At 70.3% G+C, this 12,603-nt stretch carries 10 protein-coding genes; 5 read left to right on the top strand and 5 right to left on the bottom strand.

What is annotated here, in order from left to right; all coding sequences use genetic code 11:
- Positions 1-25 precede the first annotated feature (25 nt).
- Positions 26-976 carry a GNAT family N-acetyltransferase gene (locus tag BJ969_RS19635; protein ID WP_184480784.1) on the bottom strand — a complete coding sequence of 317 codons (951 nt, stop codon included), beginning with the start codon at positions 974-976 and terminating at the stop codon, positions 26-28.
- A gap of 105 nt (positions 977-1,081) precedes the next feature.
- On the bottom strand, positions 1,082-1,978 hold the full coding sequence (locus BJ969_RS19630; RefSeq protein ID WP_184480782.1) for a class I SAM-dependent methyltransferase: 897 nt from the start codon (positions 1,976-1,978) through the stop codon (positions 1,082-1,084).
- 525 nt (positions 1,979-2,503) lie between these two features.
- Here BJ969_RS19630 and rpsA point away from each other — a divergent pair.
- Together rpsA and coaE are read left to right on the top strand one after the other, a co-directional pair.
- The gene (gene rpsA, locus BJ969_RS19625) at positions 2,504-4,012 is read left to right on the top strand and encodes a 30S ribosomal protein S1 (RefSeq protein ID WP_184480780.1); all 1,509 of its coding nucleotides are present in this window, start codon (positions 2,504-2,506) and stop codon (positions 4,010-4,012) included.
- 110 nt (positions 4,013-4,122) lie between these two features.
- A complete protein-coding gene (gene coaE / locus BJ969_RS19620; protein WP_184480778.1) occupies positions 4,123-5,325 on the top strand; it encodes a dephospho-CoA kinase in 1,203 nt (400 codons plus the stop codon).
- A 66-nt stretch (positions 5,326-5,391) separates the two neighbouring features.
- Here the strand turns inward: coaE and BJ969_RS19615 are convergent, their stop codons facing one another.
- Together BJ969_RS19615 and BJ969_RS19610 are read right to left on the bottom strand one after the other, a co-directional pair.
- Entirely contained in the window at positions 5,392-5,817 is a 426-nt protein-coding gene (locus BJ969_RS19615) for a DUF402 domain-containing protein (RefSeq protein WP_343071497.1), read from the bottom strand.
- Positions 5,818-6,004: 187 nt separating this feature from the next.
- Entirely contained in the window at positions 6,005-6,601 is a 597-nt protein-coding gene (locus BJ969_RS19610; RefSeq protein WP_343071496.1) for a ribonuclease FAU-1 family protein, read from the bottom strand.
- Positions 6,602-6,767: 166 nt separating this feature from the next.
- Here BJ969_RS19610 and uvrB point away from each other — a divergent pair, with 166 nt between their 5' ends.
- The gene (gene uvrB / locus BJ969_RS19605) at positions 6,768-8,924 is read left to right on the top strand and encodes an excinuclease ABC subunit UvrB (protein WP_184480774.1); all 2,157 of its coding nucleotides are present in this window, start codon (positions 6,768-6,770) and stop codon (positions 8,922-8,924) included.
- On the opposite strand, the gene BJ969_RS19600 is transcribed toward uvrB, so the two are convergent.
- Entirely contained in the window at positions 8,917-9,390 is a 474-nt protein-coding gene (locus tag BJ969_RS19600; protein ID WP_184480772.1) for a pyridoxamine 5'-phosphate oxidase family protein, read from the bottom strand. The two genes, uvrB and BJ969_RS19600, sit on opposite strands and share 8 nt — an antisense overlap.
- A 306-nt stretch (positions 9,391-9,696) precedes the next feature.
- Between BJ969_RS19600 and BJ969_RS19595 the strand changes: the two genes are divergently transcribed.
- Complete coding sequence (locus tag BJ969_RS19595) at positions 9,697-10,254, top strand: dihydrofolate reductase family protein (RefSeq protein ID WP_184480770.1); 558 nt, start codon at positions 9,697-9,699, stop codon at positions 10,252-10,254.
- Positions 10,255-10,731: 477 nt separating this feature from the next.
- Positions 10,732-12,588 (top strand): AAA family ATPase, encoded by a 1,857-nt coding sequence (locus BJ969_RS19590; protein WP_184480768.1) that lies wholly within the window; start codon positions 10,732-10,734, stop codon positions 12,586-12,588.
- The last annotated feature ends 15 nt before the right edge of the window (positions 12,589-12,603 follow it).

Genomic DNA, 12,603 nt, shown 5'->3' with positions numbered 1-12,603 from the left:
CGTCTCGACTCCTTCACGTGGGAGATCAGCGCAGCGCCGTTGCCGGGCGCACCTCCCACATCGTCCACAGCGGCCGGTAGCCCTGGCGGGGCCAGAACACCGACGACAGCGGGTTGGGCGGGTTGTAGTACAGGAAGCTGCCGACGACGCCGGCACGGGCGAACTCGTCGTGCGCGGTGGACATCAGCTGCCGTCCGACGCCGCCGCCGCGGGCCTGCTCGTGCACCGACACGCAGTTCACGTAAGCCCACCGCCCGGATCGGAGCCGGTGGCCGCCTGCTTGGCGGTCCGGGTCGACCCAGCCGCATTCGGCGAGCGCGATCGGTGTGCCGTCCTGCTCGGCCAGCCACACCGGATCACCTCCGGTGCCGCTGCCCGCGGCGAGCCGGAGCCGTGCGGCGGTGCGTTTGAGCTCGGCTGCCCCAGGGCGGTGCACCGATGCGCCGACCAGGGCGGCGTAGGCGTGCTCGGCGAGTGCGAGCTCGACCACGGAGTCCAGATCGGCCGGTTCGGCGCGGCGCACTTTTACGGTACCAGACAGTTTCGTATCTTCGTCGGGAGGCGGCCCGGGCGGGCGGATCGCCAGGCACGACAGGGGGACGAAACCGTGGTCCAGCAGCGCCCGCGTCGCTCGCGCGTCCCGGCTCGGCCAGGTCACCACGCACGACGAATCCGTCGCGGACGCCCCTTGCTCCGCGAGCAGGCGCCGCCACTCGCCCAGCAGCGCGTCCATGCCCTCCTGCGGCCGGTCGCCGAGCAGCGGGAACAGCTCGAAGGTGTCGGTGGCCTGCCACAGGCTCTGGGTGGAGCCGCGCGGAACGCGGTTGTGCACCACCAGCCCGGCGGCGGCCCCGCCGCCGGGGAGGCGGGCCATCAGCGGATCGCCCTTCGGCAGCAGGTAGCGATCCGGCAGGTCCGGGTCCAGTTCGGCGAACCGCGCGCACTGCCGGTCCATCAGTTCCTGCGCGTCACCCATGTCCGCTGAACCCCTCTCCGCGCCACCCGGCGCCCCGGATTCTGGCAGCAACGAGGTGATCTCCGCGTCGGATTCGGCCGGGCGGCGGCGCTGGAGCCGGGGAGATCAGTCCAGCGTGCAGCAGAAGATCGACGTACCGGGGAACAGCCCGCCGCGCAGCCGGCTCCACTGGCCCCAGGTGTGGTCGGCGCCTTCGGGCCACTCCGGCTCGATCAGGTCCACCAGCCGCATTCCCGCCGCCGTGAGCTGGCGGACGTAGTCACCCAGCGTCCGGTGGTGCTCCACGTAGGTCGCCTCGCCGAACGCGTTGATCTCCACGTACGGCGACCGGTCGAAGTACGACTGCGCGACCGTGAGCCCGCCCGGTCCGGGGTCGTCCGGGAAGATCCACCGCATCGGGTGAGTCACCGCGAACACCCAGCGCCCGCCCGGCCGCAGCACGCGCGCGACCTCCTGGAAGACGGCGCCGGAGTCGGCCACGAACGGCACCCCGCCGAACGCCGAGCAGGCCAGGTCGAAGCTGTTCGCCGCGAACGGCAGGGTGTCCGCGCTGGCCTGAACCAGCGGCACCTCGATGCCGCTCGCCGCCGCGCCTTCGGCGGCGTGGCGCAGCATCCCGGCGGAGATGTCCAGGGCCACCGGCTCCGCGCCCTGCGCGGCCAGCCACCGCGAGCACGATGCCGAACCGGACCCGACCTCCAGCACCCGCTTGCCCGCCACGTCGCCGAGCAGCCGGACGTCGGCCTCGCGGACCCGCTCCGGGCACCAGACGAAGTCGCTGACGCCCAGGAAGTCGCCGTGCTCGGCCTGGTAGTCGTCGGCGTCGGCGTCCCACCACAACCGGCTCGCCTGCCGGGATTCCACGGCGCCCGCAGTGCGCTTGCTCACACCCGTCGTGCCTAGCGCGCGCTCCGCGGACACGTGCGCGGAACCGCCGTCCAGCTCGTCTCCTGTCGCCGAATCGGGTGAAATTTCGGTGGGCGCCGAGTGGTCGTGCGACATGAGAAGTCCTGTGGTTCGGTGTTGCGCCGGTAAGTGGTTTGCTCCGCGATCGCGCGAACGCGTACGATACCGCCCGCGCCGTGGGTCTTAACGTGTCCGTGCATTCTGGCTGGGGAAAGACGCCCGGGACCGGCTCCGCCGGTCGGCTGTGCCGACCGCCGACGCCGGAGCCGAGCCGCCCGACCGGTTGCCGTGCCCCGATCGGGATTAGCGATGGGGGGTCCAGCGTTCGACAGTGGTGCGGCTTCGCCGGGTCGGTAGACGCGGAGCGGCCGCGCCGGCCGGGGATCGCCGACGGGAGACCGTCGGACCGGGAACCGGGAGTCGTACGTCGCTGGTCCGGACCTGTTATGCCGGGTTCCGCTCGCAGAGGTGTCGGTCCCGGAGGCTAAGATCCAAGGTGCAACCCCCAGCGGGTCGTGCGCGGATGCGCGCCGGGCCTTCGGTCCGGCCGTCCGACGCCGGCCGAGGCGGGGGAGAACCGTAGGCAACCGACAAACTATCCGTACCGGAGCAACCCACCTGATGTCCACCGACACCACCACCGTTCCGACCACCGCCACCAAGCCGCAGGTCGCGGTCAACGACGTCGGGACGGAGGAGGACTTCCTCGCCGCCGTCGACCTAACCATCAAGTACTTCAACGACGGCGACATCGTTGAGGGCACCATCGTCAAGGTCGATCGTGACGAGGTGCTGCTTGACATCGGTTACAAGACCGAGGGCGTCATCCCGTCCCGGGAGCTGTCCATCAAGCACGATGTCGACCCGGCTGAGGTCGTCACCGTCGGCGACTTCGTCGAGGCCCTCGTCCTCCAGAAGGAGGACAAGGAAGGCCGGCTGATCCTGTCCAAGAAGCGCGCCCAGTACGAGCGCGCCTGGGGCACCATCGAGGAGCTCAAGGACAAGGACGAGCCCGTCAAGGGCACCGTCATCGAGGTCGTCAAGGGCGGCCTCATCCTCGACATCGGCCTGCGCGGCTTCCTGCCCGCGTCGCTGGTCGAGATGCGCCGTGTCCGCGACCTGCAGCCTTACGTCGGCCGCGAGCTCGAAGCGAAGATCATCGAGCTGGACAAGAACCGCAACAACGTGGTGCTGTCCCGTCGCGCCTGGCTGGAGCAGACCCAGTCCGAGGTCCGCAGCGAGTTCCTCAACCAGCTGCAGAACGGCCAGGTCCGCAAGGGTGTCGTGTCCTCGATCGTCAACTTCGGTGCGTTCGTGGACCTCGGTGGTGTCGACGGCCTGGTGCACGTCTCCGAGCTGTCCTGGAAGCACATCGACCACCCGAGCGAGGTCGTCGAGGTCGGCCAGGAGGTCACGGTCGAGGTCCTCAACGTCGAGATGGACCGCGAGCGCGTCTCGCTGTCGCTGAAGGCGACGCAGGAAGACCCGTGGCGTCAGTTCGCCCGCACCCACGCGATCGGCCAGATCGTGCCGGGCAAGGTCACCAAGCTGGTGCCGTTCGGTGCGTTCGTCCGCGTCGACGAGGGCATCGAGGGCCTGGTGCACATCTCCGAGCTGGCCGAGCGCCACGTGGAGATCCCGGAGCAGGTCGTTCAGGTCGGCGACGACGTGATGATCAAGGTCATCGACATCGACCTCGAGCGTCGCCGGATCTCGCTGTCGCTGAAGCAGGCCAACGAGGGCTTCACGCCGGACTCCGAGTTCGACCCCACTCAGTACGGTATGGCCGCCGAGTACGACAACAACGGCGACTACATCTACCCCGAGGGCTTCGACCCGGAGACCCAGGAGTGGCAGGAAGGCTACGACACCCAGCGCGAGGAGTGGGAGCGCCAGTACGCCGACGCGCTGTCCCGCTACGAGCAGCACATGAAGCAGGTCGCGAAGGCCGCCGAGGCCGACGCCGAAGCCGCTGCCGCGGGTGCCGCCGGTGCCACCTCCGAGTCCCAGGGCGGTGGAGGCGGGAACTACTCCTCCTCCGGTTCGTCCGAGCAGCAGGAGGACGCGGGCTCGCTGGCCAGCGACGCACAGCTGGCCGCGCTGCGGGAGAAGCTCTCCGGCGGAGCGTGAACGCAGGGCTGACCGTCCCGGTCTGATCCGGCACGGATAGCCGCGCACGGCCCCGCACCTGTTCGCAGGTGCGGGGCCGTCGTGCGTTCCAGGCCTGGCAAGATGGCCGCATGTTGCGCGTGGGGCTCAGCGGTGGGATCGGATCGGGCAAGTCGACGGTGGCCGCGCGCCTGGCGGAGCTGGGCGCGGTGCTCATCGACGCGGACGTCCTGGCCCGCGAGGTCGTGCAGCCGGGCAGCGCCGGGTTGGCCGAGCTCGCAGAGCGGTTCGGTCCGGAGATCCTCACCGCCGAGGGCGCGCTGGACCGCCCGGCGATGGCGCGCACCGTGTTCGGCGACGACCGGGCGCGGGCCGACCTGAACGCGATCACGCATCCGAAGATCGGCGCGTTGACCGCGCAGCGCATGGCGCAGGCCCCGGCGGACGCGATCGTGGTGCACGACGTCCCGCTGCTGGTGGAGAACGACTACGCGCCGAACTACCACCTGGTGCTCATCGTGGACGCGCCGGAGGACGAGCGGGTCCGGCGGCTCACCGGCCGCGGCCTGGACGCCGAGGACGCGCGGGCGCGGATCCGGTCGCAGGCCACCGACGAGCAGCGCCGCGAGGCGGCGGACGTGTGGCTGGACAACACCGGCGCGGTCGAGGACCTGATCGCCGAGGTGGACCGGTTGTGGTCGCAGCGGCTGGTCCCGTTCGAGGTGAACGTGCGGGCGGGACGACGGGCGCCGAAGCACGCGCCGCGGATCGTCGAACCGGATCCGGGGTGGCCGCGAACGGCGCGGCGGCTGAGCGCCAGGGTGCTGGCGGCGGCGGGGGAGAAGGGGCTTCGAGTCGACCACGTCGGTTCGACCTCGGTGCCGGGGCTGCCCGCGAAGGACGTCATCGACCTGCAGCTCGCGGTGCGGTCGATGGACGACGGGGACGCGGTGGCCGCCGCTTTGGGTGAGGCCGGTTTCCCGGCGTACCACGGGATTCAGCACGACAACGTGCACGACGTCATCGATCCCGACCCGGCGGGGTGGCTCAAGCGCTTCCACACCGCGGCGGATCCCGGTCGTTACGTGAACCTGCACGTGCGGGTGCTGGACTCGCCGGGGTGGCGGGTGGCGCTGCTGTTCCGCGACTGGTTGCGCGCCGATGCGGACGCCCGTGCCGAGTACGCCGCGGTGAAGCGGGAGCTGGCGCAGCGCTACGGCTCCGATCCCGACCACGAGCGGTACGCGGAGGCGAAGGAGCCCTGGTTCCTCGCGGCGCTGCCGCGGGCGCGGGAGTGGGCCGACCGCACGGGGTGGGCGCCCGAGCAGGCCTGAGCGCGCGATTCAGGAGGTCGCCCGCGGTCCGGTGCTAGAGGCGTCCGGTCCGCGGGGCGCCGCGGTTCACCAGAGTTCGAAGATGCCGCGGTAGGCGAGCCACTGGTTGATGTCGCGGTGCTGGGAGAGCTCTTCGAAGGTGCGGTGCACGGTCCGCAGCGCGTAGTCGGCTTCGCTGAGCCGGATGATGCCGGCGGAGATGGCGGTGGCGAACTCCTCGGCCTGCACGATCCGGGCGGAGCCGTGATCGGGCACCTGCAATCCGAGCAGCAGGTCGGTGGTGGTCCACGATCGGGTGTCGCGTTCGATGTGCACCACGGTGAGGCTGCTGGGTTCCCGCCGGGAGTGCCTGCGGCGGGACCTGCGCCGGGTGAGCCGCAGCCCGAGGTCCGGCATCAGCCAGGTGACCTCGCCTTCGTGGGTGGGGTCCTCCGGCGTGGAGCATTCGATGGACAGGCCCCAGCGTTCCACCTGGCAGCGGTCCAAGGGCACTACCGCACCGGAAGAATGCGAACGCTGCGCAGCGAACAAGTCGACGGTGTCCACCAGCTGAGGTGTGATAACGGTGCCCACGACTCCAGACCGTAGCGCTGTTTCGGGGGCAAGTGATCGTCAGTACCGTTTTTTAACGTAACTTTCCCGTGCTGTCCGGATATCGATTCGAGCGGTGCCCGAGGCATCACCGCTTCGGCGGTACAAGGGAAGATCGTCCTGCGGGATCGTGAGCGGATTGTCCGGGCCAGGACAGTTCGATGCCCAGTTCGCGCAGCCAGCCGTCGAGCCGGTAGCCGTTCCTGGCGAGCCCGTCCAGCGCGGTGCAGGCCGACCGCATCGCGCGTTCCGCCGTCTCCTCGTCGAGCAGTTCCGCCTGCACGGCCTGCGTGAACTCGTCGACGTCGAGCAGCTCGGTGCGCACGCCGTCGGTGACCAGGACGTCCAGGTAGTGATCGACCGACCGCCACCGGGCGGGGCCGGGGTCGATCCGCGCGATGTCGACGTAGAAGTCCCAGTCGTCGGAATGGCCGGGGTGCAGCTTCCAGCGCGTGATGCGCAGATCGTGATCGGGCAGCAGCCACGATTCCAGGGACCGCAGTTTCGGATGCCCCGGCATCGCGCGGCGCAGGTAGAGCCCGAACGGTTCCAGCCGGTATTCGCCGACCTGTCGCACGATGCCCTTGGGATCGGTGTTGGTCTTCGCGTCCAGGTCGAAGATCTCGACCTTGGGCGGGTGCACGGGCAGTCCGAGGCGCTCGGCGATCTCGCGTTGCGTGGTCACGACGCCACTGTAGGTCGGAGGGGGTCGTGAACGGCAGGGCCGATGAGGGCCCGATCGGTCCGCAATGGACCCGTCGTGGACACGCAGCGTGTCCGGACGGCCGCGTCGAGTCCGTCCTGCGCCGGGCCGGGGCACGTTGTCGGTGGAGGCTCGTACCCTCGGGGACGTGGCTTTCGCGACTGAGTACCCGACCCCGGCCGACACCACCTTCCGGCCGGTCAGCGACATCCCGCGCACCGGTGGCCGCTTCCGCATGGTCAGCGACTACGACCCGTCCGGCGACCAGCCGGCGGCGATCGACGACCTGGAGCGCCGGATCAAGGCCAACGAGGCCAACGTGGTGCTGCTGGGCGCGACGGGCACCGGCAAGTCGGCGACGACCGCGTGGCTCATCGAGCGCTTGCAGCGCCCCACGCTGGTGCTGGAGCCGAACAAGACCCTCGCCGCGCAGATGGCCAACGAGATGCGCGAGTTCTTCCCGGACAACGCGGTCGAGTACTTCGTCAGCTACTACGACTACTACCAACCCGAGGCCTACGTCCCGCAGACCGACACCTACATCGAGAAGGACTCCTCGATCAACGAGGACGTGGAGCGGCTGCGGCACTCGGCGACTTCGAACCTGCTGAGCAGGCGGGACTGCGTGGTCGTGTCCTCGGTGTCGTGCATCTACGGCCTGGGCACGCCGCAGTCGTACCTGGACCGCTCGGTGCAGCTCGACGTGGGCGGCGAGGTCGACCGGGACATGCTGCTGCGCGCGCTGGTGGACATCCAGTACACGCGCAACGACATCGCCTTCGCCCGAGGCACGTTCCGGGTGCGCGGGGACACCGTCGAGGTGATCCCGGCCTACGAGGAGCTGGCCGTGCGCATCGAGCTGTTCGGCGACGAGATCGAACGGCTCTACTACCTGCACCCGCTGACCGGGGAGATCGTCCGCGAGGTCGACAGCGTGCGGATCTTCCCCGCCACGCACTACGTCGCGGGCCCGGAGCGGATGGAGAAGGCCATCCGCGGCATCGAGGCGGAGCTCGAAGAGCAGCTGGCGAAGATGGAGAAGCAGAACAAGCTGCTGGAGGCGCAGCGGCTTCGGATGCGGACCCAGTACGACGTGGAGATGATGCGCCAGGTCGGGTTCTGCTCCGGCATCGAGAACTACTCGCGGCACATCGACGGCCGCGAGGCGGGTTCGGCGCCCGCGACGCTGCTGGACTACTTCCCGGACGACTTCCTGCTGGTCATCGACGAGTCGCACCAGACCGTCCCGCAGGTCGGCGGCATGTACGAGGGCGACACGTCCCGCAAGCGCACCCTGGTGGAGCACGGGTTCCGGTTGCCGAGCGCGATGGACAACCGGCCGCTGACCTGGGAGGAGTTCGCGGACCGGATCGGGCAGACCGTGTACCTGTCGGCGACGCCCGGCCCGTACGAGATGGGGCAGGCCGGCGGTGAGTTCGTCGAGCAGGTCATCCGCCCGACGGGCCTGGTCGACCCGGAGGTCGTGGTGAAGCCGACGGAGGGCCAGATCGACGACCTGGTCGGCGAGATCCGCGAGCGCGCGGAGCGCGACGAGCGGGTGCTGGTGACGACGCTGACGAAGAAGATGGCCGAGGACCTCACCGACTACTTCCTGGAGCTCGGGGTGCGGGTGCGGTACCTGCACTCCGAGGTGGACACGCTGCGCCGGGTGGAGCTGCTGCGGCAGCTGCGCCTCGGTGAGTTCGACGTGCTGGTCGGCATCAACCTGCTGCGGGAGGGCTTGGACCTGCCGGAGGTCTCGCTGGTGTCGATCCTGGACGCCGACAAGGAGGGGTTCCTGCGTTCGGGCACGAGCCTGGTGCAGACGATCGGCCGCGCGGCGCGCAACGTGTCCGGGCAGGTGCACATGTACGCGGATCGGATCACCGATTCGATGCAGCACGCGATCGACGAGACGAACCGTCGCCGGGCCAAGCAGATCGCGTACAACACCGAGCGCGGCATCGATCCGCAGCCGCTGCGCAAGAAGATCGCCGACATCCTGGACCGGGTCTACACCGAGTCCGAGGACACCGAGGAAGCGGTGTCGGTGGGCGGTTCCGGGCGCAACTCCTCGCGCGGCAAGAAGCCCAGCGGTGAGGCGGTCGCTTCCTCCGGAGTGCTGGAGGGCCGGGACACGAGCTCGATGCCGCGCGCGGAACTGGCGGACCTGGTGCAGCAGCTCAACGACCAGATGATGAACGCGGCCCGCGAGCTCCAGTTCGAACTCGCGGCGCGGCTGCGCGATGAGATCCACGACCTGAAGAAGGAACTGCGCGGCATGGACGCCGCGGGGATCAAGTAGCGGGGGAGAAGTCGGCGGTCAGCCACCGGTCCGGCCGGATCTCTACGTACTCGGGTTCGCCCGCGGGATTGCCGCCGGAGAGTTCCCAGTCCGCCCAGGCATCGATCGCGTCCGCCGGGAGGTAGCGGCTGCCGATGCGGACGAGTTCCTCCCTGGACGGCCGTTGCTGCTTGACGACCGTCCCCTCGACGGTGACGTACTTGTACGGCAGCACCGGCTGCTGGACGGAGAAGGAGAGCACGCCCGCTCGTGCGATGAGCCGTGATTTCCGCTTGCCCCGGCGGAGGGCGACGGCGATGTTCCCGCCCGGGCGGTAGGCGTACCAAGTGGGCAGCGTCGAGGGCGGGCGGTCGTCGTCGCTGACGACGCTCAGCACGCCGACGTGGGGTTGTGCGAGGAACTGCTCGCGTTCCTGCTCGCTCAGCTTCTTCGGACGGTGCACGTTCTCCGGTGTCTCCGCGGGCATCCGCGCTCCAGGGGATTCTGGTTGGATGACAGGTGACACTGTCCAACCGTTTTCCCGAGCCGATATTCCCGCCGGAGGCGGAATCGCGCGGATGGTGCTCCGCGCCCGGTGGCCGCGGGGCATCGGGCCGTCAGGAAAATGGCAGGGTCCGTCTCCGAGGTGACGCGGCCCGGCTCGTCGGGCGGGCCGCGGAATCCGCGGGGCAGGTGCTCGTCGGAGCACGAGCCTCGTCACTCCGGGAAGACGGCCCGGTATCGGACGTCCGTCCCGATCCCGGGTGCGGTCGGCAGGAACGGGGAGGCCCGCATGGGTAAGTTGATCTACTCGGCCCTCATGTCGCTGGACGGCTGCGTCGCGGACGAGCACGGCGGTTACGACTGGGCCGCGCCGAGCGAGCCGGTGCACGCGTTCCTGAACGACCTGGAGCGCGAGATCGGGACCTACCTGCTGGGGCGCCGGACCTACGCGGAGATGATCGTGTGGGACACGTTGTCGTTGGCGGACCAGCCGCGGGAGATGCGTGATTTCGCGGGGATCTGGCGCGCGGCCGACAAGGTGGTGTTCTCCGGAACGCTGGATTCGGTGTCCGATGCCCGGACTCGGCTGGAGCGCGAGTTCGACCCGGCGGAGGTCCGGCGGTTGAAGGCGACTTCCGCGGCGGATCTCGCGATCGGCGGGCCGGGGCTGGCGGCTGCGGCGTTCCGGGACGGGCTGGTCGACGAGTGCCAGTTGTTCGTCAAGCCCGTGCTGGTCGGCGGCGGTCTGCGGGCGTTCCCGGCCGGATTCGGGGCGGGCCTGGACCTGCGGGCGCAGCACCGGTTCGAGGACGGCACCGTGCACCTGCGCTACGACGTGCGGAGCTGAACGGTCCTCTCGCGCCGTTCTGAATCGCGGGCGCCGAACGGCGGGAAAGAACGCATCGGAAACCGCCGTTGCCAGAACGGGGATTTCGAGCCGGACATTGTTCCGATCTTGTTCGCGGATCGGCGGCGCGGACGCGTGCGCGGAATCCGAATCGTGCGCTGCTGCGGGTTCGTGCGGCGCTTTTTCCCGTAGGATTCGGTCGTCCGGTCTGATCGAGGTCGTCGTTTCGGCGGTACCTCCTTTCCCGGGAAGCGATGTCGACCGCGGCGATCGGTCGGTCATGCTCTTCCCATTCTCGCTCCATCGGAACGGTTGGGGTCACCGAGCCGAGCGGAGTTCTCCATCGCTGATCGGGGGATGGCAGTGGTGCGGAATGCTCAGGCATCGTCGGATCCGGAGCCGGTTCTCTTCGGCCGGAGCCGGGAGCTGCTGCTGGTCCGGGAATTCATGCGGCGCCCGGAGCACGACGGAGTTCCGGTGAGCAGGCCGGTTCCGATGCTCACGTTCACCGGTCCACCCGGCAGCGGGAAGACCGCGCTGCTCGACGAGCTCGCCGCCGGTCTGGAGCAGAACGTGCCGTTCGCCCGGCTGGACTGCGCGCGGCTCGGCCCGAGTTCGCCGCAGGAGGTGTTGGCGGCGCTGGCCTTCCAGCTCAGCAGGCCGTGCCCGGGCTACGGGACGCTGGAGTTCCCGCGGCTCATCACCGGCCAGCTGGCCCTCGGCGCGACGCTGAACGTCGCCCGCTGGACACTCGCCCGCAGGCAGGTCGAGGACGAGCTGGCCGCCTACCTGAAGATCAGCGACCCGCCGCAGTTCCTCGCCACGCTCGCGGCCGGAGTGCTCGCCACGGTGCCCGCCTTGAGCAACGTGCCGGGAGTCGTCACCTTGGGCCAGCACCTGCCCGGCTTGGTCGTCGGCGGGATCAACGCGGTGCTGCGCGGTCGGCGGGATCGCGGGGACGCCCGGAAGTGGTTCGGGCACCAGGACAAGGGGCTCGCCCGCGACCCGATCGACGTGCTGGTGGAGCTCAACCACAAGGCGCGGTCGCCCGACGGGAGCCAGGAAGTCGGCGAGGTGCTGTGGGCGGCGTTCCTGGCGGACCTGCGCGACGGCTTCCGGCGCGGCAGGCAGGCCGATCGGCGCACCCTCAACTGCGCGGTGCTGCTCGACGACGTCGACGCGGGGCTCGAACTGGTCTCCGGGCTGGAGGTCGCGCACCGGCAGCGGGGTCAGCTGGCCGTCGACGATCCGGATCCGCTGACCGTGGTCGCGACCAGCAGCAGGAGCGCGCTGGTGCGGCGGCTGTCGGCCGCAGGCGAGGACCCCGTGGCGATCGAGAACGCGGGCTACGAGGACTACGCCCAGCGCGGTTCCGGCCGCCACCGCGCCGGTCCGTACCTGGTGCGGCTCGACGATCTGAGTCCGGAAGCGGTCGACACCCTCGTTTCGGCGCTCGGGCCGCGGTTGAGCGACAACCGCCGCATCAGCGCGATGGTGCACGGGTTCGCCCACGGTCACCCGGGCGCGACCCGGATGTTGCTGGACGCGATAGCCGAGCACCGGCTGGACCCGGTGAGCCTCGACGCCGTGCTCGACGCGGCCGTGCCGGGCGACGGCGTGCTCCGGGTGGCGGACGGCATGGTGGCCACGTTCCTGGTCGACGTCGCGCCGAACGTGGTGGAGGACCTGGTGACCTGCTCGGCGGCCCGCAACATCGACCAGGCGCTGCGGCTGGCCCGCTACCGCCCGCTGCTGCTGGGCACGGGCGATCGCAACTCCGCCGTCTTCGACGGGACGGTGTGGAGCCGCGTCGACGACGCGGGCGCGCGCACCATGATCCCGGTGCTGCGCAGGCTGCTGCTGCGGCGGCTCGCCGCCCGGACCGAGCACGACCGCGCCGATTGGGCCTCGGTGCACGGATGGTTGCGGCGCCGGTGCGAGCAGGACCAGGACCGGGCGGGGGAGCTGCACCACGCGCTGGCGCTCGGCGAGGTCGAGTTCGTCACCAGGAAGCTCGCGGACCTGCTCGACGAGGTTCCCGCCCGCGCCTGGCTGGTGCTGCTGCGGGAGGTCTGCGCGGCACCGGACGCCGGTGGCCACGCGCTCGCCCCGGTCGAGCGGGTGCGCGAGCTGACGCGCTGGGCGCCGCCGCGCGACCTGCCGGTGGCGCCGCTGGCTCGGCTGGTCGTCGCGCTGTGGACGGTCGCCGATCCGTTCCGCGACGCCCGGCACCGCGACCTGGACGGTGAGATCGCCGCTGATCTCGACGACATCGCACCGTACGCCGGTGACGGGCTCGCCGTGCTGCGCGCGGAAGCGGACAAGTACCGGTAGGTGCTCGGAGGAGGG

Origin of the sequence: Saccharopolyspora gloriosae, assembly GCF_014203325.1 — a bacterium.
Lineage (GTDB): Bacteria > Actinomycetota > Actinomycetes > Mycobacteriales > Pseudonocardiaceae > Saccharopolyspora_C > Saccharopolyspora_C gloriosae.
The sequence above is the reverse complement of the archived record's forward strand: the minus strand, read 5'-3'. Positions and strand labels throughout refer to the sequence as shown.